23 protein-coding genes and 1 pseudogene are annotated in these 20,694 nt (G+C 42.7%); 10 read left to right on the forward strand and 14 right to left on the reverse strand.

Features of this window, described 5'->3' with window-relative positions; translation table 11 throughout:
- The first annotated feature begins 48 nt into the window (after positions 1 to 48).
- Positions 49 to 213, forward strand: coding sequence for a hypothetical protein (locus tag ABD010_RS16995; protein WP_343815804.1), 165 nt, complete (start codon positions 49 to 51; stop codon positions 211 to 213).
- A 111-nt stretch (positions 214 to 324) separates the two neighbouring features.
- Complete coding sequence (locus ABD010_RS17000; protein WP_343815807.1) at positions 325 to 1,041, forward strand: hypothetical protein; 717 nt, start codon at positions 325 to 327, stop codon at positions 1,039 to 1,041.
- Between the two features lie 33 nt (positions 1,042 to 1,074).
- Here ABD010_RS17000 and ABD010_RS17005 read toward each other — a convergent pair whose 3' ends face one another.
- On the reverse strand, positions 1,075 to 1,521 hold the full coding sequence (locus ABD010_RS17005) for a tudor domain-containing protein (RefSeq protein WP_343815810.1): 447 nt from the start codon (positions 1,519 to 1,521) through the stop codon (positions 1,075 to 1,077).
- 197 nt (positions 1,522 to 1,718) lie between these two features.
- Here ABD010_RS17005 and ABD010_RS17010 point away from each other — a divergent pair, with 197 nt between their 5' ends.
- The 8 genes from ABD010_RS17010 (at position 1,719) to ABD010_RS17045 (ending at position 6,191) form a co-directional block, all read left to right on the forward strand.
- A complete protein-coding gene (locus ABD010_RS17010; RefSeq protein ID WP_343815813.1) occupies positions 1,719 to 1,925 on the forward strand; it encodes a DUF1657 domain-containing protein in 207 nt (68 codons plus the stop codon).
- A gap of 119 nt (positions 1,926 to 2,044) precedes the next feature.
- Positions 2,045 to 2,500 (forward strand): hypothetical protein, encoded by a 456-nt coding sequence (locus ABD010_RS17015; RefSeq protein WP_343815816.1) that lies wholly within the window; start codon positions 2,045 to 2,047, stop codon positions 2,498 to 2,500.
- A 19-nt stretch (positions 2,501 to 2,519) separates the two neighbouring features.
- Positions 2,520 to 2,999 (forward strand): stage V sporulation protein AC, encoded by a 480-nt coding sequence (spoVAC, locus tag ABD010_RS17020; protein WP_343815818.1) that lies wholly within the window; start codon positions 2,520 to 2,522, stop codon positions 2,997 to 2,999.
- Positions 2,999 to 4,015: a stage V sporulation protein AD gene (spoVAD, locus tag ABD010_RS17025; protein WP_343815821.1), complete on the forward strand. Its 1,017-nt coding sequence runs from the start codon at positions 2,999 to 3,001 to the stop codon at positions 4,013 to 4,015. Before spoVAC ends, spoVAD begins: the two co-directional genes overlap by 1 nt.
- Positions 4,012 to 4,362: a stage V sporulation protein AE gene (gene spoVAE, locus ABD010_RS17030; RefSeq protein WP_343815823.1), complete on the forward strand. Its 351-nt coding sequence runs from the start codon at positions 4,012 to 4,014 to the stop codon at positions 4,360 to 4,362. The genes spoVAD and spoVAE overlap by 4 nt, the downstream gene beginning before the upstream one ends.
- 8 nt (positions 4,363 to 4,370) lie before the next feature.
- Positions 4,371 to 4,574, forward strand: a complete 204-nt coding sequence (locus ABD010_RS17035) for a DUF1657 domain-containing protein (protein WP_343815826.1) — start codon at positions 4,371 to 4,373, stop codon at positions 4,572 to 4,574.
- Between the two features lie 22 nt (positions 4,575 to 4,596).
- Positions 4,597 to 5,454, forward strand: a complete 858-nt coding sequence (locus ABD010_RS17040; RefSeq protein ID WP_343815829.1) for a DUF421 domain-containing protein — start codon at positions 4,597 to 4,599, stop codon at positions 5,452 to 5,454.
- Positions 5,455 to 5,486: 32 nt separating this feature from the next.
- Positions 5,487 to 6,191: a DUF421 domain-containing protein gene (locus ABD010_RS17045; RefSeq protein ID WP_343815832.1), complete on the forward strand. Its 705-nt coding sequence runs from the start codon at positions 5,487 to 5,489 to the stop codon at positions 6,189 to 6,191.
- A 131-nt stretch (positions 6,192 to 6,322) separates the two neighbouring features.
- Here ABD010_RS17045 and ABD010_RS17050 read toward each other — a convergent pair whose 3' ends face one another.
- The 13 genes and pseudogenes from ABD010_RS17050 to thiT form a co-directional block, all read right to left on the reverse strand.
- A complete protein-coding gene (locus ABD010_RS17050) occupies positions 6,323 to 7,294 on the reverse strand; it encodes a zinc-binding dehydrogenase (RefSeq protein WP_343815835.1) in 972 nt (323 codons plus the stop codon).
- Between the two features lie 16 nt (positions 7,295 to 7,310).
- Entirely contained in the window at positions 7,311 to 8,261 is a 951-nt protein-coding gene (locus ABD010_RS17055; RefSeq protein ID WP_343815838.1) for an ArsA family ATPase, read from the reverse strand.
- A gap of 24 nt (positions 8,262 to 8,285) precedes the next feature.
- Positions 8,286 to 8,543 (reverse strand): cory-CC-star protein, encoded by a 258-nt coding sequence (locus ABD010_RS17060; protein ID WP_343815841.1) that lies wholly within the window; start codon positions 8,541 to 8,543, stop codon positions 8,286 to 8,288.
- A gap of 74 nt (positions 8,544 to 8,617) precedes the next feature.
- Positions 8,618 to 10,354 carry a carbon starvation CstA family protein gene (locus ABD010_RS17065; RefSeq protein ID WP_343815844.1) on the reverse strand — a complete coding sequence of 579 codons (1,737 nt, stop codon included), beginning with the start codon at positions 10,352 to 10,354 and terminating at the stop codon, positions 8,618 to 8,620.
- A gap of 287 nt (positions 10,355 to 10,641) precedes the next feature.
- Positions 10,642 to 10,884, reverse strand: a complete 243-nt coding sequence (locus ABD010_RS17070; RefSeq protein WP_343815847.1) for a hypothetical protein — start codon at positions 10,882 to 10,884, stop codon at positions 10,642 to 10,644.
- Between the two features lie 31 nt (positions 10,885 to 10,915).
- Positions 10,916 to 11,383, reverse strand: coding sequence for a helical membrane plugin domain-containing protein (locus ABD010_RS17075; RefSeq protein WP_343815850.1), 468 nt, complete (start codon positions 11,381 to 11,383; stop codon positions 10,916 to 10,918).
- Positions 11,376 to 14,327, reverse strand: a complete 2,952-nt coding sequence (gene fdhF, locus ABD010_RS17080; protein ID WP_343815852.1) for a formate dehydrogenase subunit alpha — start codon at positions 14,325 to 14,327, stop codon at positions 11,376 to 11,378. Before fdhF ends, ABD010_RS17075 begins: the two co-directional genes overlap by 8 nt.
- 12 nt (positions 14,328 to 14,339) lie before the next feature.
- Positions 14,340 to 15,155, reverse strand: a complete 816-nt coding sequence (gene fdhD / locus ABD010_RS17085; protein WP_343815854.1) for a formate dehydrogenase accessory sulfurtransferase FdhD — start codon at positions 15,153 to 15,155, stop codon at positions 14,340 to 14,342.
- Positions 15,156 to 15,230: 75 nt separating this feature from the next.
- On the reverse strand, positions 15,231 to 16,505 hold the full coding sequence (locus ABD010_RS17090; protein ID WP_343815857.1) for an L-lactate MFS transporter: 1,275 nt from the start codon (positions 16,503 to 16,505) through the stop codon (positions 15,231 to 15,233).
- 237 nt (positions 16,506 to 16,742) lie between these two features.
- Entirely contained in the window at positions 16,743 to 18,122 is a 1,380-nt protein-coding gene (locus ABD010_RS17095) for a Glu/Leu/Phe/Val family dehydrogenase (RefSeq protein ID WP_343815861.1), read from the reverse strand.
- Between the two features lie 106 nt (positions 18,123 to 18,228).
- Positions 18,229 to 19,649 (reverse strand): annotated as a pseudogene (locus ABD010_RS17100) (hypothetical protein).
- 146 nt (positions 19,650 to 19,795) lie between these two features.
- Positions 19,796 to 19,930 (reverse strand): hypothetical protein, encoded by a 135-nt coding sequence (locus tag ABD010_RS17105; RefSeq protein WP_343815864.1) that lies wholly within the window; start codon positions 19,928 to 19,930, stop codon positions 19,796 to 19,798.
- 79 nt (positions 19,931 to 20,009) lie between these two features.
- A complete protein-coding gene (gene thiT, locus ABD010_RS17110; protein ID WP_343815867.1) occupies positions 20,010 to 20,582 on the reverse strand; it encodes an energy-coupled thiamine transporter ThiT in 573 nt (190 codons plus the stop codon).
- Positions 20,583 to 20,694 lie beyond the last annotated feature (112 nt).

A 20,694-nucleotide genomic window follows, 5' to 3' on the forward strand; every position in this document is an offset into this window, starting at 1 on the left:
GAATACCAAAATCAATTGAGGAGAGATCCATATACATGGGTTTATACTGTGATAATAATCGTCATCTTAGTTGTTGCTCTGTTTGTATTGAAATTACGCGGAAAAAATCCGAACAAGAATGCATCTGTTTCAACAGAGGAAAAAGAAGAATTAAATGAAGATTATTTATCACACGGTGAAGCGGAAGATCACAATAATCAGCGAAATCTGTAAATGTCGAAAACGATGTTCATCAGTATTTTCTCTATTTTTTTATATTGGAAGGGTTATTTCCCGCTTTTTTTTAGTATAATGGATTTAATCTGAAAAAATGGAGAATGGTGTATGGTTAAAAAGTTTCTGTTGATTGGATTGTTACTGCTTACGGCATGCAGTGAAGAACCCGTTATTGTCAAAAAAGAGGAACCACCGAAAAATGCTGATCAGGATCCGGAAATCGTTGAGCAGCAAAGCAGTGATAACAAGGCTGCAGATAAATTTATTGAATTTGCCCTTCCTGATGAACAGGTCATGATTAATTTGGAAATGGTGCCCATTCTGAATGTTTTTTTAAAAACCGTGGTCAACAAAGATAAAGCAATCGCTGATATGGATTTAACCCGAATCAATGCTGACAGCAAAAATCTCTATTTACTGGAATTCTCCTGTCATAATGAACTATGCTCGTACTTGCTGCTGGATCAGTCACAGAAAAATCAAGCGTACCTGGTTGCCGATATGGCACAATCGATGCAAATACAACTATCACCGGATGACAGTAAAATAATGTTACACTTTAACCGCGAACAGTCGCTTCCTGTACCATTGTCCGATATCACAGTCATTAATCTGGATGAATGGAAACCGGTTAAACTTAAAAATATCACAACGGAAGAAAAACTGCTTGGTTTCAGCTGGCCGCTCATCTCATCCTTTTGGGTTGACAATAATACCATTGAAGTATTGAAACCAAATGTATCAAATGTAACAAAATCAACTATGATGCAATGGCAAAAAAACGAGATGCCTATTACCAAAGTTAAATTTAATACAAAAAACTAAGAACAGCACATTATCCACAAAGGTGTGCTGTTCTTAGTTAAACGTAAGCTTTTCACTGTGCGTTATCTTTTTTTCCTCACCGTCCACCGAAAATTTTGCTTTGCAATATAATGTGTATTCCCCTTTTTTTGGTGATTCAAAGTGTTTCGGATCCTGAGGATGATAATTGCTGTCTTCTCCAAGCGCCTCTGACACTGTACTTCCTGTATAATCGTGATTTTTGTGACGGAAAGAAACAGAAATCAATGGTGTCTGATGAACGATACGCACTTCCCCTTCCCCAACATACTGAATCGAACGAAAAACCCGGAATCCACTTTCTTCCTTTTCTACCCGAACATGCAGGACAAAATCATCAGCATGAACGGAAGCAGTTGTATTTTCCGCCGTCAATTCAGCATTGGCATATGTATAATAGAAATAATAAGAACCTGCCATAATAATCAGAAGGATACCAAGTGCAATAACCAACTTCTTCAAGTTTTTCCTCCTCCTTCCTCACATTGTAAGACGTTTTTTTCAGGTCAAAAGTTTCAAAAAAACGTCATAAAATTCATCAATAATGTTATTTTTATACCCTTTTGCCCATTGCTTTAAAACAGGAAGAAAATCACACGTATATTTACACATTTTTTACTGAATATAAATAGTGAGGTTCAGACAAAGGAGGAAATCTTGTGACAGTATCAAGTCAGGTAAAACAGACACTTGCGGGATTGAAAAGTGCGCAGGCAAGTTTTGAGCAATTCGCTCTGCAAACGGAAAATAAAGCAGCAAAGCAAATGTATGAAAATGCTGCGCAGCAAACTCAAAGCGTTTTGCAAAGTGTTGAGCCGCGTATTCAGCAAATGGAATCGGAAGAACCACAGTACAAAGGTTTTTGATCTTGACTGATGGTGCCACCAAGACTTTCGACATAAAGCCCTGGTGATAAACCTAAATTTCTGATATTCACAGAGGTTGGTATTGAACGCCAACCTCCTTCAAATCAGGGGGAAAAACGATGAGTGGCTATCGACTTATAATAATGATTGGATTAATCCTATTTTTAACCAGTTGTTCAACAATGGACAATTCAACAACCCAGGAAGACGGAATAAACCTTTCCTACATTACCAGTAATCATACTATTGACCAGCATGCCTCCAACAAGGCAAAAGAAATGCTTCGTAAACACAATACAATTACTTCCATACATGCCGTAAACACCGACCAAAAAATGTTAATTGCAGTGGAAGTACATCATCGGCATCGCTTCAGACTGGCAAACATACGAAAAGACCTGCAGAAGGAAATGGTAAAAGCATTCCCTGATAAAGAAGTTGAATTGTCAACTGATAAAAAGGTCGTTATTGAACTGAACCGACTGGAAAAATCGATTGATTCAAACGAAATGAACAAAAAGAAACTGAAAATGGAAATGAACCAACTAATCAAATTGATGCATGAACAAACATAACGGAAAGAGTGATCGGGACATGGCAGATAAGAAAAAGAAAAATTTACCGCCTGCTGCACAAAAGTATCAGTCATTTCAGAAAGACAGGGAAACTAAACGTCCGCTTCTGAAAAATTGTGTAAAAGCTTTCTTTGTCGGTGGGTTCATTTGTTTTATCGGCCAGATTATTTCAACCTTGTACATCTATTACTTTGATTTTACGGAGCAGACTGTCGGCAATCCCACGGTTGCAACACTAATCTTTATTACAATGTTTTTAACCGGATTCGGTATTTACGACCGGATCGGACAGTTTGCCGGGGCTGGGTCGGCCGTGCCGGTGACCGGTTTTGGCAATGCGGTTATTTCCGCAGCTATCGAACACCGGACCGAGGGATTTGTACTTGGGGTCGGAGGAAATATGTTCAAATTGGCCGGATCTGTCATTTTATTCGGGGTATTTGCGGCGTTCGTCATTTCATTAATTAAATTGATTCTTATTACTTGGGGTGGATTATAATGCTTACCGGACACCGTACGTGGATTTTTGACAAAAAACCGGTCATCGTTTCAACCGGGACAGTTGCTGGGCCATTTGAAGCGGATGGGAATATACCCAAAGATATTGACCTGTTGCATGATAATATATGGCTGAACCAGTCATCCTTTGAAAAAGCAAATCGAATTATGATGGAAGAAGCCTGCCAATATGCTGTGAAAAATAGTTCAATTGAAAAAGAGCAGGTCAAATTCTTTATCAGTGGTGATTTGATAAACCAGATTACTCCGACAAGCTTTGCAGCGAAAACGATGAATTTACCCTACTTCGGACTGTTCAGTGCATGTGCGACATCGATGGAAAGTCTGGCCCTATCTGCCTTTATCATCAATGCTGATGGCGCAGACTATATTTTGAGCGGTTGTTCAAGTCATAATGCCGCAACTGAAAAACAGTTTCGCTATCCGACTGAATATGGTGGTCAAAAACCCCCGACGGCACAATGGACCGTAACCGGGGCGGGCTGTGTACTTGTGGCAAAAGAAGGAAACGGCCCACAGATTACATCAGCAACGGTTGGTAAAGTCGTCGATATGGGTATGTCGGATCCATTTAATATGGGCGGAGCAATGGCACCTGCTGCAGTCGACACAATTGAAACGCATTTGCGGGAACGGAATGTCGATGCATCCTACTATGACTTAATCATAACCGGGGACCTTGGACAAATTGGTCACGAAGTATCAATCGATATGCTGCAAAAGCGAGGAATTGCCGTAACGGAAGAAAACTATAAAGACTGCGGACTGACAATTTATCGTGAAGGGCAGCCGGTTCTGGCAGGAGGAAGTGGCGCAGCTTGTTCGGCAGTTACTGTGTATGGGCATTTCCTGAAAAAAATGAAGTTAAATGAACTGAGCCGGATCCTTGTCGTTGCGACAGGATCGCTCCATTCACCACTGACTGTCCAGCAAAAAGACACAATCCCATGCATTGCACATGCAGTGTCAATCGAGTCAGGAAGTGATGTACAATGATTTTTTTCTGGGCCTTTGTTGTTGGCGGTCTTATTTGCGTAATCGGCCAAATCATGCTTGATGTGTTTAAATTTAATCCCGGGCTAACACTCAGTATTCTTGTAGTGGCCGGAGCAATCCTTGACGCACTTGGTCTGTATGAACCGCTCATTGATTTTGCCGGAGCAGGTGCAACCGTGCCCATTACTAATTTTGGTAATTCACTTGTTCATGGCGCCATTGCTGAAGCGGAAAAACATGATTTGGTAGGTGTTATTACCGGAATGTTTGAGATAACGAGTGCAGGTATCTCTTCTGCAATTATTTTTGGGATGATAGCAGCAATCATCTTTCGACCGAAAGGATAAGATACATTATGACTGTAGGAGCACAAGTAAAAGCGTGTTATGCATCCATCAAAAGTGCTGAGGCAACACTGATGAGTTTAAAGGGGAAATCAAGTGACCCGGAAGCCAGAGAGGCCCTGGAAGGCGCAGAAAAAATGATGGTAGACATTAAAGCAGATCTGAAAAAACAGGTTATTTACCTGTCACAGGAAGAACCGCAATATAAAAGCTAACACAGAAAAGGAATGATCATGTATGCCAGGCTGGCTTGAGGTTATCATCCGTTCATTCAGTCTTTTAGTGGTACTCTTTTTTATCACGAAAATGCTAGGAAAAAAGCAAATGTCCCAATTGGATATATTTCAGTATATTACTGGCATTGTAATCGGAAGTATTGTTGCAACACATGTCACAGACCTCAGCACCCAATTTGAATACGCTATTATTGCATTGATGGTATGGTTCTTTGTCCCTTTTGGAGTGGAACTATTGTCATTAAAGAGCAAGCGTGTACGCGATTTTACACAAAACAAAGGTACTGTTTTTATTCAAAATGGTAAAATTATGGAGGATAATCTTAAAAAGGAACGTTTTACTACGGATGATTTACTTGAAGAATTACGCGACAACAATTTTTTCAGGGCAGCTGATGTGGAATTTGCAATCCTTGAGCCAACCGGGAAATTAAATGTACTGCCCAAGAAGGAAAATCAGCCTGTCACCCATAAGGACCTCGGTCTGAAACCCGCCCCTGAGAAAGAACCGCAAACGGTCATTATGGATGGAAAGGCGCTGATGGAACCACTGACAAATGCTTCACTGAATACAAACTGGCTGGAAACCGAACTGGAAAAGATGAACGTGAGTATCGAAAATGTATTTCTTGGCCAGGTTAATTCTTCCGGTGAGTTAACCGTTGATTTATTTGATGACATGATAAACGTCCCAACCCCATCCGAAAGACCACTCCTGCTTGCTTCCATGAAAAAATGTCAGGCTGATTTGGAGTTGTTTGCATTATCAACTCAAAATCAACAGGTGAAGGCAATGTATGAGAAAAATAGTCAGCGTATGACCGAAGCGATTAATGCCGTCGAAAAATATTTGCAATAGATGCTGGCAGTAACTGATATGGAGGGTACATTATGTTTGAACAACTTGATTTTTTTGAAATGACCATTCGTGCGATTGCCACATTCTTCATTCTACTGCTATTAACCCGGCTTATGGGCAGAAAACAGCTTAGCCAATTGACGTTTTTCAATTATATTACCGGCATTACAATTGGTTCGATTGCAGCAGATATCAGTGCCGAATCAACGACTCCTTTTTTCAATGGTCTGACAAGCCTTGTCTGGTGGGCAGTTTTGACCATTGTGGTTGGTTACATCGGTTTGAAACAAGCCAAATTCAGAACAATAGTAGACGGTCAGCCCGCCATTATTATTAAAGACGGGAACATCCTTGAAGAAGAGCTGAAAAAACATCAGCTAAACCTGGACGACCTTACGATGCTGTTGAGGGAGCAAAACGTACTTTCCCCGCAAGATGTCGATTATGCCACATTTGAACCAAACGGAAAGCTGGCAGTCATTCTAAAGCCTGACAAGCAGCCGGCAACGAAACAAGATCAGAACATTATTTCCGTACAACCAACGTATATTCCGACTGAACTGGTTTCTGATGGCCATCTGCTGCAGCAAAATTTAAAAGAAGCTGGTGTTACCAAAGACTGGCTCGCCAAACAATTGAAGTCCCTGGACATCGCCTTGAAAGATGTGTTTTACGTGGAACTGAAACAAGATGGCACATTGTATGTCGACAAACGAAATGACGGATTATTGGATTAAGATATAAACAGCAAAATGAGACTGTTCAGACAGCCTCATTTTTTGGCAGTTAAGTATAAAAATCCTTTCTTACTGCATAAGTGCAACTATGGCTATCACCTAAAAGCTTGGTGACAACCAAGTTTTCTAATCTATTCACTTATTCGAAGCGCAACGTTCCCAAATTGTTTTCCTTCTGCCAGATAGTCCATTGCCTGCTCTGCTTCGTCCAATGTAAAGGTACGATCCACAATCGGTCTGACTTGATGTTTACTAACATGATCCAGCATCGCCTTAAGTTCCTGCCTGCTTCCCATCGTAGAACCAAACAGCTGATATTGACCATAAAAAAATGCCCGTAAATCCAATTCAACAGTATCCTCGGTAGTCGCACCGAATACGACCATACGCCCACCTTTTTTCAATATTTCCAATGACCTGTTAAAGGTTGCGCGCCCAACACTTTCAATCACCAAATCAACTGTTTCATCTTTCAATTCCGCAGGCCAGTCACTGTTTGTATCAATCGATTTATCTGCACCAAGTTCTTGTGCCTGTTCCCGCTTTTTTGCACTTCTTGATGACACGATAACCCTTGCTCCGGCATTTTTGGCAAATTGAATCAAATAGGAGGCAACCCCGCTTCCCGCTCCTGGAATAAATACCGTATCCCCTTCCATCACATTGCCTTTTGTGAATAGGGCACGAAAACCGGTAAGAGCCGACAACGACAGAACACCTGCTTCATCCCAGGAAAGATGTTCCGGTTTTTTTTCCACTTGATTTGCAGGTAAAACGATTTTTTCAGTAAATGTACCATCAAGAATACTGAAACCTTCCGGCGGTGCATCACTGTTTTCATCCCACCGTACTGCAGGATTAATCACCACTTCATCACCGACGGAAACATCTGAAACACCTTCCCCGACCGATTCAATTACTCCGGCACCATCCGACCCGAGGACGAGTGCATCAGCATCAGAGCCACGGCGCTTCGGGATGGAAAGATCCCGTCGATTCAAACCTGCCGCTCGGATGGCGACCGTAACCAGTCCATGGTCCGCAAATGGCTCATCCATATTTTTGAAACGTAATTCACCTTGTTCGTGTACAAAAGCTTTCATTACCATCATCCTTTCATTAATCCGAAGAACCCTGATTCTTTGCACTGAAATAACTGCTGAAATCATCCAATTGTTGTTTACTTGTGATATCATATGAGAAAAACGGAACATAGATTAATTCTTGTTTGGTAAACGTCTGTTTAATTAAATCCATATACTGTGTTTCATGAGCCTTCCGCTGCAGAATAAACTCCCCATCTGCATCATCGGGCAGTACCTTATTAATAATCAGTGTTTTCACATGCAGATGATACTTATCAAGCAGTTCGATTGCTTTTTCCGTCTCCAAAATAGGCAGGCGTTCCGGATTCATGACAAATACAAAACCGGTTTTGGAGCCATCAAGCAAATATTCTCTGGCTTTGGAAAAACGTTCCTGCCGTTCCTTCAGCACATCATAAATCGGGTCTTCAATTGGTTCCCCATCGTTGAGCAGTTGAGTATAATTTTCATTTGTTTTTTGCCGTTTTTGCAGCATTCCTTCAATCCAGACACCCATCAGCTCAGGCAAAGACAGTAATCTGATCGTGTGTCCGGTCGGTGCAGTGTCAAACACCAGTTTATCATAGTGCTCACTTTCCTCCAGAATAATCGAAATCAGTTTATCAAAAAGTGCCGCTTCATCCGCACCAGGAGACGCTTTTGCTGTATCAAGCTGCCTATGAACCTCGTCGACCATGCTTGACTGAACAAGACCATTCAGATTCTCCTTGACACCTTTTATGTAATTATCTGTTTCGATTTCCGGATCAATTTCAATTGCCGACAGATTTTCTGCGATATCCGTTGTAGTCCCGCCGATTGTCCGATTGAATATATCCCCTAAATTGTGCGCTGGATCTGTGGAAATCAGTAATGTTCGACTACCGTTACGTGAAGCATTCCAGGCAATGGCAGCAGCGGAAGTGGATTTTCCAACCCCTCCTTTACCGCCGACAAATACAATTTTTTTATCCAGAACTTGCATGATAAGACTCCTTTAGTAAGTAATTCAGCAGCAGCGAATCCCACTCATTGGTGATTTTTCCATACCCATTCGTAAATGCCAGTCATGAAACCGTTCAATCATATATGGGTACAATTCCAACGTATAGTAGTACACCGGATTTGGGATGCCAATCATTTCCGAATATAGCAGCAGAAGAAACAAGTCGTCTTCATCCCTCAATTCCCGGGCAATCTCAGTCCGGTGCGGAACACTGATAACTTCTTCATAATATTCAATCAGTTTTTTCAATTTATCGAGCATGCATTCACCCCCGGTATAATAATAGAAAGGGGATCACCTGTTACAATGATCCCGTTTACTCTATTTTAAATCAGTTATTTATTTGTATCAATCGGATTGTCCATACTTCCGGTCAGTGTCTTAAAGGATGTAAGGATAATCCACACCGCAAACACGAAAATAATGGCACCCAGCACGAACAGTAATGTGCTTGGATCAGAACCAAACCAGGACCATTGCAGAATAACTTGTTGGAACATGGCCCACAGCGTAACAATCATAACAAAGACCATTGGAATCAGGGTAACGAGGTAATTTCGGCCCTGTTTTCTCAGCCAAATGGAAATGAGCAATAAACTAATTGCCGCAAGCAACTGATTTGATGTTCCAAACAATGGCCAAAGCAGATAACCACCGGAACCGAAACCTTTTGGCCCTTGAGGAAGAAGAACCAATGCAGCACTTGAAACAACGGCAATGGTAGTAGCCACATGTGTCTTTGTTAATGCCGGTACTTTATATTCAACCCCAAGCTCTGAAATGATATAGCGCATCAGTCGAACAGATGTATCAAGTGATGTTGCCGCAAAACTGATAACAATAACCGATACAATTGTTGTTGCGACATCTTTCGGAATAAACAGCCCGGTAGCAAGTTCACCAGCCCCTTGGACAAACACATTCAGCCCTGCTCCACTCGCTGCAGTAAAGCTGCTGTACGTGTTCAAAAACTCATCAACATTCGGGAAAAATGTAACGACAGCCAATATCGATACCAGTGCGAGTGAACCTTCCCCAACTGCACCAAAATAGCCAACAAAGCGGGCTTCCGTTTCTTTATTCAACTGCTTTGATGACGTCCCGCTCGATACGAGACCGTGGAACCCGGATATTGCACCACAGGCAATCGTGATAAACAGAAGCGGGAACCATGACACTTCCGTATTAGTATGTGTCAGCGGTGCTGTAATTTCAGGATTGGTAAATAACAGACCGAGATACAATAATAAGAGCCCGACAACCAATTGGTGTGAATTAATGAAATCACGCGGCTGGAGAAGTTTCCAAACCGGCAGTGACGATGCAAAATAAACATAAACCATCAGGATAATGATCCAAATGAAAAATGCCGATGATACGGCTCCAAGACCAAAAATGCCGTCTGATCCTTCACCACCCATGTATTGCACCAGATCAATCTGCAGCCACTCGACCTTTGCAGCGATAACTGCAGTAAAATACATGACAGCAAGTGCGATCAATGATGGTACCAGCATTTTCTTTTGACGTTTGTAAACGGCTACTCCAATCCATACTGCAAGCGGAATCTGAATAAAGATTGAAAGTACACTTGCCGGAAAGGAAATAAACAGATTTGCAATAACCCACGCAAAAACGGCGTTTACCATTAATACCAGGATAAGGATAATAAATAAGAATAAGATCTTAGCCCGTTGACCAATCAGCCGATTTGCCAGTGTCCCTACTGACTGTCCTTTGTTCCTTACTGATAATACGAGTGTACCAAAATCGTGGACACCTGCCGCAAATACTGTTCCCAATAGGACCCATAAAAGCGCCGGCAGCCAGCCCCAGTATACTGCAATCGCCGGTCCGACAATCGGTGCCGCACCCGCTACAGATGAAAAGTGGTGGCCCCACAGCACAAATTTATTCGTTGGCACGAAGTCAACGCCATCCTTATACTTGTGAGCCGGTGTAACATAGTCCGGATCTAGCCGGAAAATCTTTTCAGCGATAAATTTCGAATAATACCGGTAACCTAATGCAAAAACAGCTAAACCGATAATCGCAACCAATATACCACTCAATTTCTCTCTACCTCCCCTGTAAAATTTGTATATCTTTTTTTAAAAACGCCCTTCTAAAAAATATGTGAAATCTAAAGGTGTTAGTACAAGTTTATTCCACTATTCTGATTTTAACAAGCAATAATTTTTCAAATATAATTTTTATTGCAGAAGTTTCATTTTACCGATACAAAACGTAAGCAACGTCAGACCGAATGACAGTTGCGAGCATACCGTTGATGTTTCACCGTTTGCGGTTGATGTTCACCATTTGTAGTTGATGTTTTGCCGCTTGCGGTTGATGTTCGCTATTTGCGGTTGATGTTTTGCCGTTTGTGGTTGATGTTTTGCCGTTTGTGGTTGATGTTTTGCCGCTTGCGGTTGATGTTCGCTATTTGCGGTTGATGTTTTGCCGTTTGTGGTTGATGTTCGCTATTTGCGGTTGATGTTTTGCCGTTTGTGGTTGATGTCCGCTGTTTGCGGTTGATGTTCGCTATTTGTGGTTGATGTCCACTTTTCGTACGAACATGAACGAAAAACCCCGGATACACTGTTCCCTAGTGCATCCGGGGTCCATCGTAATTATTCTTTTCCCATACCTTTCAGAAAGGCCAGCAGCATCGTAATACTCCGGTTTATTTCCGGGTCTTTCATCGCCTTCATCAGATCGAAATATGATGTCTTATCGTTACTTTCCGAATTCCCTGCCGCCTCTATTCCGCTATTGAGTCGGCCGGTTAATTCTTTCAGCTCGTCTACTCTCAGTTCACCAGCAAGAAATACCAGCTGCATCATATTTTCCAGTACCTTTTCATATTGCGGTTTATTCAGCTCGTTCATCACATTCTCAAGCGCGTCCTCTTTATGTTTAACGAGCGCATGACCCATGTCGAGCATTCCATTGTTATTCAATGTGCCCAGGAAGTCAATTCCTTTCAAAATGGCTTCCTTATTTTCACTCACCGCTACCAATATTTCCTCGAGGTTGTCGTGCTGCATTTTTTCTTTCGGGATTTCCATTCGTTTTACATTTGAAATCGGATCAGCCATTATGTCTCACCTTGCTTTCCGGGAAAATATAGTCACTCCTGTTCCACTTTTCCTCTACATTTACACTGATCTGCGGTTGCCGGTTTCCTCTGCGGTAATTATTCGGCGGTAATGGACTTTTTCCTTTCGTCTTAAGAACTTCCATTCTTACCGCGATTTCCTTGTATGCCGGTGTATTTGTGTCTTTATCAACGTTATTATCCGTTAGAAAGTTTACTGCTGTTTTACCGTTATCGTTTAATGGAAGATACACTTCTTTCCCGCTGACACGATCTGTTACATGCACAAGCCCGGTCACCTCGCCGGCATGGGAAATCAGTTTAATTTCGGCTCCTTCCCGTACACCACGCTCTTCCGCCAATTCAGGGGAAATCTCGATAAACGCATTCGGCATCTTACTGGAAATAGCTTTTGATTTATACGTCATGTTACCTTCATGGAAATGCTCCAGGACGCGACCATTATTCACATGCAGATCATATTCATCATCCGTTTCATACCGCAGATCAAATTCCAACGGGTACAGCCGCGCTTTTTTATCATCGAACGGAAAACCCTCCACATACAGCAATGGTGTATCCGTCCCATCCGCGGCTACTGGCCACTGCAGGCTGTTATAATCTGTCAGACGCCCGTAGCTGACACCGGCAAACAATGGTGCCAATGAGGCAGCTTCATCCATGATATCAGATGGACTGTCATATCCCCATTCATAATCAAGACGTCCGGCCAGTTCCATAATGATCTCCCAGTCCGGGCGGGAATCGCCAACCGGATCAAGTGCTTTGTATAATCGCTGAATCCGACGCTCTGTATTGGTAAACGTTCCTTCTTTCTCCAGACTTGGAACAGCCGGCAAAATAACATCGGCATATTGGGCAGTTTTCGTTAAAAATAAATCCTGGACAACGAAGAAATCCAGCTGTTCAAAAGCAGCACGGACATAATTAATATTTGCATCGACAACACCTGTATCTTCACCAAGTACATAAAGCGAATGGAGTTCTCCAGCATGAATCGCTTCAATCATTTCGTGGTTGTCTTTACCCGGCTCTGCTGGTATTTCGACACCCCAGGCATTTTCATACCGTTTCCGGACAGCGTCGTCCGCAACTTTGTCATAGCCCGGAAAGAAATTTGGCATGCTGCCGAAATCACTGCATCCCTGTACATTATTATGTCCGCGCAAAGGATATGCACCGGTTCCATTTCGCATATAGTTACCGGTTACAAGCAGCAAATTGGAAATGGCCGTACTTGTATCACTGCCAAGCTGATGCTGCGTAACCCCCATCGCCCAGCAAATTGCCACTTTGTCGACACTGACAATCTGTTTTGCAATTGATTTCAGTTCATCCTGTGGTATACCAGTTAATTCTTCAGCATACTCCAAGGTAAATTTGTTCAGGCTTTCCCTGTAAACGTCAAAATCGTTAACCCACTTCTCAATAAAGGCACGGTTTTCCCAGCCCTGGTCAATGATATATTTCGTTACTGCTGAAAGCCAGACGAGGTCTGTCCCGCTTTTCGGCTGGTAAAATTTATCCGCGCGCTGTCCCATTTCATGCTTGCGCAGATCAAATACATACAGTTTTTGTCCGAACAATTTTTGTGAACGCTTAATTCGCGATGCCAGCACCGGATGCGATTCCGCTGTGTTGGACCCGATTGTGATGACCATTTCCGCTTCAGCAATATCATCAATCGAACCGGAATCACCGCCATGTCCCACCGTACGGAAAAGTCCTTTTGTAGCTGGTGACTGACAATAGCGTGAACAGTTGTCAACATTGTTCGTCCCGATTACCTGACGGGCCAGTTTCTGCATGACATATGATTCCTCATTGGTTGCTTTCGATGATGAAATAAAACCAAGTGCATCAGCACCCTTATCCTTTTTAATCTCGGTAAAACGGCTGGCAACATAATCCAACGCCTCGTCCCATTCCACTTCAACAAAGGAATCGTCTTGGCGGATCAACGGTTTAGTGAGACGCTCCTCGGAATTCACGTAATCCCAGCCAAATTTCCCCTTTATACACGTGGATATTCCGTTTGCCGGTGAATCCTGCTGTGGTTCAACCTTCAACACTTTCCGGTCTTTTGTCCACACATCGAACGTGCAGCCTACACCACAATATGTACAGACTGTTTTGGTCTTTTCAATACGCTCCTCCCGCATCGAAGCTTCCGTATCTGATACAGCAAATAAAGGACCATAGCCTGGTTCTGCTTTTTTGGTCACTTCAATCATCGACCTTAGTAGACCTGGACCGTGATCAGTCATATAACCTGCTTCCCCGACCATGTCAGTTTCCATTAATGCGTTGCACGGACAAACCGTAACACACTGTCCGCAGCTTACACATGAGGACTGATCAATCGGAACATCATCATCCCAAACAACTCGAGGCTGTTCACGATTCCAGTCAATCAAAAGTGTTTCATTGACCTGCACATCCTGACAGACTTCCACACACCTTCCGCATAAAATGCATTGATCCGGGTCATACCGGTAAAAAGGACTGGAGTTGTCCACTTCATACGGTTTCGCCTGAAATGGCCGTGACTGATGTTCCAGACCAAATTCTGCTACTGTATTATGAATCTCACATGTTCCGTTATTGTAATCGCAAACGGTGCAATACAATTCATGCTTTTCCAATATCCGGTCAAGCGCTTCTTTCTGGGAAGCATTGACCTGTTCAATTTTTGTATTGACATTCATTCCGGACTCCACCGTAGTGCCGCATGCTCTGGCAAGCTCACCGTTCACCTGGACAAGGCAGGTATCACATGTTTGAACCGGCCCAAGTGCTTCGTTATAACATATTTGCGGAACAAATACATCGGTGGTATTAATTAAATCCAGCAGATTTTGCCCCGGATCAGCAAGAAACTCTTCCCCATTTATTTTCACAATAAGATGATTCTGATTAAGCACGAAATCCCCTCCTTAATTCGAAAAGCGAACATCACGATGGGAGGGGTCCCCAGTGACACGCTTTTCATGGGTATATACGTTCAGTTTATGTTCCCTTACAAAGCCAACTGCTGTTATCTGCAAATCATCAGCAAGCTTGAGCGCAAGATCCGTCGGTGCTGATTTGGCAATTAGTAGACCGGCACCAATCTTGGAAACTTTTAAAATAACTTCCGATGAAATCCGGCCGCTGAATAAAATACATTTATCTTTCAGTGAAATTCGATTCTGCATAATGTGACCATATAATTTATCAAGTGCATTATGGCGGCCGATATCAATGGCTGAAGTAATAATGCCGCCAGCTGATGCCAATGCTGCCTGATGAACACCACCTGTCCTTCCATATACTTCCGCTTTTTTATCAAAATCTGCCATTAACTGATAGACTTGTTCAGCTGAAAATTGAATAAAGGAATAGATGGTTTTCGCTGTTTTGACATCCTGCTTCAAGTAGAATTCCCTGCTTTTGCCGCAGCACGACCCGATCCATCGTTCCGTTCGCTCGGCAAACTCAACCCAGGTTGATAATTCTGCATACGCAAACCCTTTATCCTCATCCACTGTTAACTTCAGCACCTGCTCAGCGGAACGAATTAATCCCTCTGAAGCTAAAAATCCTAAAACAAGCGGACGGATATCGTTTGGTGTGCAAACAATGGTTGCATATTGTTCACCGTTTATCATGATGGTGATCGCCGCTTCCCGGGCAATCTCATCATACTCCGTTTCCTTCAGATGATTGTGATATTTTGTCGTCGACCATAACGACAGACTCTTCTCATCCATTGATAACCTCCCCCACAGACAAATTCTAGATTTAACCTGAATTTTCCTATTCACTGAATATTATAACATATAAGTTTATGGCATGATCTTGGAAGAATGATTATTGTTTATATTCGTGTTACTTTCTTTCATTTTCTTCATCTCCACCCGTATCCAAATGGAGACTATCAGAGAAACAATATGCATGATTCCAAATATTAATAGCGTCAACTGATAGCTTTGAGTGGAATCATAGATTAATGAAAGCAGCATTGGACCGACGACACCCGCAACAGCCCATGCTGTTAAAATATATCCATGTATCGCACCAAGCTGTTTTGTCCCGAATAAATCACCGATATAAGCCGGAACTGATGAAAAACCGCCGCCATAGCAGGAAACGATTGCAAACACTAAAATTTCAAACAGAATGACCGATGTAATGATTGGCAGTGAAAAATAAGAAATGATACCGATAATGAAGAAAACCGAATAGACATTAGGTCTTCCTATGTAATCGGAAATTGTTGCCCAGCCAAGTCTTCCGCCCCCATTAAACACGCCCATTATTCCAACCATGGAGGCTGCTGTTACCGCAGACATTCCTGTTATTTGCTGACCCATTGGCGATGCAACCGCTATGATGGCGATACCGGCCGTTGTATTAAGAAACAACATGGTCCATAGCATCCAGAACGGTTTCGTTTTAACAGCCTCGTTCGCTGTCATCTGTGAAAGATCCTCTTTTCCGGAACTTTCGTTTACTGCTTGATCCTGCATTCCCTTAGGTTTCCAATCCTTGGGGGGTGGAGCTAAATACTGCGATGCTCCCATCATAATGACAAGATAACTTGCACCCATAATATAAAACGCATTGGAAATGCCTACCGAACTGACCAACGCTTCTCCAACGGGACCGCTAATAAGTGCCGCGAATCCAAATCCCATAATTGCCAAGCCAGTTGCAAGACCACGATGATCCGGAAACCACTTTACCAATGTGGAAACGGGTGCAATGTAGCCAATACCAAGTCCGATGCCACCAATCAAACCATAGAAAAAATACATCATAAACAAAGATTCCATAGAAGTTGCCAACCCTGTTCCCATTACTCCTACACCAAAAAACGCCGCCGACAGCATACCTGAAACCCTGGGTCCCCTTTTCTCCACAAACTTTCCCATAAAAGCCGCTGAAAACCCAAGCAGAAAAATAGCAATACTGAATGCAAGCGAAATTTGGCTGGTACTCCAACCAAATTCATTTGCCATGGGATTTGTAAATACACTCCACGCATATGCTGAACCTATACATATATGTATTCCAACTCCCGATAATGCTATCAGCCACCGGTTTTTCACTTTACTCATAATCTCACTCCTTAACAAATTTATGAAATCACCATCTAATGGTGTATTCCTGTGTTTTCAGTTAATCGTAAAGCGGTTACAATTTTGAGTAAGTATGCAGTAGCTTAGAAGTTTTGGAAAACGTCACGAATTTTAAAATAATATTAAGGGAAATAATAGCACAATCATCTAAATAAAACAATTATTCAAACTCTTTATCGAAAAAGACATTCCGCACTAGGCAGAATGTCTTTTTCATCAATATAATTTTCCCTGTCGATACAGAATGGTGGAAATCTTCATTACGGCATGAATATAGCAATTCTGACGCAATGGAAATGGATCACCGAAAAACTGCGGTAAAATGGTATCAAATGTTTTTTTCATTTTATCAAATAAGCGTTTATACACTTCTTCCTCACTGAAAAACTGTGTCTCCCTGCCTTGAAGCCATTCAAAATAGGAAACGATCACACCACCGGCATTGGTCAGAATATCCGGTGCGATAATGATTCCTTTTTCACTGAGATACTGGTCTGCTTCAGTGGTTATTGGGGCGTTGGCTCCTTCGATAATGATCTTCGCTTTAACATCGGTTACGTTATCTTTATGAATTTGTCCGCCAAGTGCTGCCAAACATAATACATCAACATCCAGTGTTAAGACATCATCCCGATCCCTTATTTCGGCTTTAACATCCGCTTCCTGAAGCTGATGGTCATCGACTGGCAAATCCCCACCACGATTAGATGTGTATTTTACCAGTGCCGGAATATCCAAGCCATCGGAATTATACAGCGTAACATGCCGGTCACTGACTGCCACAATTTTGTTATTCAGATAATTACACTGAAAAGCTTCCAAGGCTGCAACCGAGCCAACGTTCCCAAACCCTTGAACTGCCATTGTCAGCGTTTTGTCCTTATGTTCCAGTGCAGTTTTGGCGAAAATATTATCCCGTTCAGCAAGCCATTTCTCCTGTTCGTTTACGAAGTTATGAAGCATATAACGAAACGTGAAATATACACCTTTGCCGGTCGCTTCTCTTCGCCCTAGTGAACCGCCATTCAGAACACTCTTGCCAGTGAAACTTCCTCGATAAGGCAGCCCCGGCCGGATACTCTTATATTCCCCCATCATCCAGTCCATTTCCCTGTCACCGGATCCGACATCCGGCGCTGGAATATCTTTGTCCGGTCCAAGAATTTCACTAAAGTACTGAACATATTTTTTACAAATCAAATTGAGCTCCCTGACACTGAATTCCCTTGGATTAATAACAATTCCACCCTTACCTCCGCCAAATGGAACCTCATGCAGCGCATTTTTAAGCGTCATAAGCGAGGCAAGGTTTATCACTTCACCTTCCTCAACCGATTCGTGAAACCGGATGCCTCCCTTGTATGGACCTAAAATATTATTATGCTGTACACGGAAAGCGGGAATCCGGATAACCTGTTCATCTTCCATCGTAACCCGTAAAAAGGATTTGCTGACATGATTCGGAGTGGATAAAATGGAAACGAGTGAAGTAAATGCCTTTTGTCTCGATTGTCCCGTCAATTCAGGTAAAAAAGATGTATCATCCAACAGTGCATCAAGCGATTCTTTCACAATATCTGCAGTACTGTGAGCCATAACATAACCCCCATCATTAAAAATTTTCAGTATATAATGAGTGTATCAAAAATGCTGTGACAAAAGCGAATCATTTCCAACTATGATGGAGGCCTGCCGATCATGGTCAAAACAGAAAAACAGCCAAAACAGTAGATACAAACAACCCGAGAATAACCGGAAAAAATTTTTGCGAACTAGTTCCATGACGGAAACGCCGCAAAAACCGGCAATTGCAATCATGGATGACCATGCGACAATCGTTCCGCCACCGGTCCAGATGGAGCCCATCTGCCCGATTGCGGCAAGTGTACCAGGATCAATGGAACCGCTGCTTAATGATGAGGCAAGTGCACCGGTCAACGGAAGACCGGAAAAGCCAGATCCGTCAAGTCCGGTTATGATCCCAATGATAAGAATACTGAAAGCGGCAAACAGTGCACTTTCAGGAAGATACTGCTGAGATGATTGAACAAGGTCAAACAATAGCCCAGGTGCATTTTCATCCACTCCAAGAATGCTGCCGGAGAAATCTGAACTTCCCAGGAAGAAAAATCCAGCTATCGGTATTACCGGCCCCATTGCCTTGAAAGCAAACACAAAACCTTCCGTAATATGATTACTAATATAGTCGAGTGCATGGTGCCGGCCGAATGCAACCGTTGACAGCAATAGCAGAATAACAGCTACACCACCGATAAATGCTGCCCCATCACCACCTTCAAAACCACTCATCCTTCCTGCCTGCAGTTTTGAATACATCATGAAAATAACTACCGCTAAAAGCGATATCGGAACAAGAACCGCAAACAATTTACTCCATGTATGCAGATGGGCGGCGTGATTCTTGTTTGCAGATTCTTTTGTCGCCTGCATAGCCTCCAATTCCACTTCATTTTCCGGACTGTCTTTTGTCCGAATGGATTTCCGGTACATAATGTAGGCAAGACCTATTGCCACAGCCCCGGTAATAATCGACAATATCAATGCCTTATCTGTTATAAGGCCAACATCAATTCCAGCCGATTTTGCCGACAAACTCGGGGCCACCTGCACAATGTAATCTGAGGACAATGCCATCCCCTGCCCCGCTAAAGCCACAGCAACCGCTGCCAGCAATGCCGGTAACCCTGACCGGATTGCTGCCGGCACGAGCAATGCACAAATCAGAGGGACTGCCGGTGTTGGCCAGAAGAAAAGTGATATAACATACGTTACAGCTATCAAAACAAAGAACGAAACATGGCCATTGATCATCACCTTCTGAATCGGCTGAATCATTCTTCGATCAGCACCAAGGTCACGAAGCGAGTGCAGTAATGCCATCATGAATGTAATAATCAGGAAAATGCTGAAAAGTTCTTTCGCCGCAACCAGATTGGCATTAAAGATGGAAGTAAACCCATCCACTACACTGCCGTTATATACCCAGGCGATGACAAATGTCCCCAGCAATGAAGGGAGCACCACACCTTTTCGGAAAATCATTGTTAAAATAATGATTAGCGTGAATAAACCATATAACCAATGCGAAATAGTCAGCTCCATTGCAACCACTTCCTTTTTTAGTGTGCTATAGCCTATGCACATGGGTAGAAAGTGGTGTCAAGTATAATGGAGCTTCTATTGCCACGTGATATTTTATTGGTAGATGATATATTCAGACGCACGTGCCGAAATTCATCTTTTCCAGTTTATGCTTCTTTCTCTGCCTTCTCCGCACATTTATTGCACAACAATTTACCGCCAATCTGTTCACCGTCAAAGAAACCATTTTCACAATAAACCTTCTTCTCACAGGACTGGCACTGCCCGATTAATTCTCTCATTATTATCACCTCTGACTTAATTATAGAAAAATAGTCCCTTGCATGCAAAGGACTATTTCCGGTGAGTGGAATATTGTAATTAAGTTGTTTGAATTAAAGTTCGCGGCTGCTTGTAAAATAACAAAAACACCAGGACCGCAGATAATATAAATGACGGCAGCATATAGGAACCGTTGTAAAGCAGCGAATACAGCCAAACCGGTTGTCCATCAGGGGCCGCTTCCGCAAAGAATGCAATGCCGCCAGTAAAGTGTGCCAAAAAGCGTAATCCTGAACCGATGAATACACCCAATGCAATATAAACGAAGCTGCTCTTTCCATTGTCATGATTAATAGCGTTCTGAACCGGTTTTGCAAAAGCGCCGGCCAATCCAAGGACTGTAAATGCCACAATGTAATCGAGAAATCCTTGTAATGGGGTCAATATATATCCGCCAAACAAGATTTGCAGCACACCCCACAAAAATCCCGACAGCAGGCCGCCTTTCAATCCCCATCGGAATGCAACAATAAAAATTGGAATCATCGCAAACGAAACGGAACCGCCTTGCGCCCATATTTTAAATGATAAAAATGGAATGGTATCCAGCAATAACGCCAGTGCTGTAAAAATAGGAACTTCCACCAAAAAAAGTGTACGCTTGGAGCGCATTCAATCTACCTCCCCTTTCCCATCGGCAAAAACTGCCGGATGGAATTTTTTACACAAAAAAGGCAATGCCAAGGGGAAGCTTCCTGATGGGGAATCCACTCACATTACAGTT

This window comes from Virgibacillus siamensis, from assembly GCF_039522605.1.
In the GTDB taxonomy this organism is placed as follows: domain Bacteria; phylum Bacillota; class Bacilli; order Bacillales; family Amphibacillaceae; genus Lentibacillus; species Lentibacillus siamensis.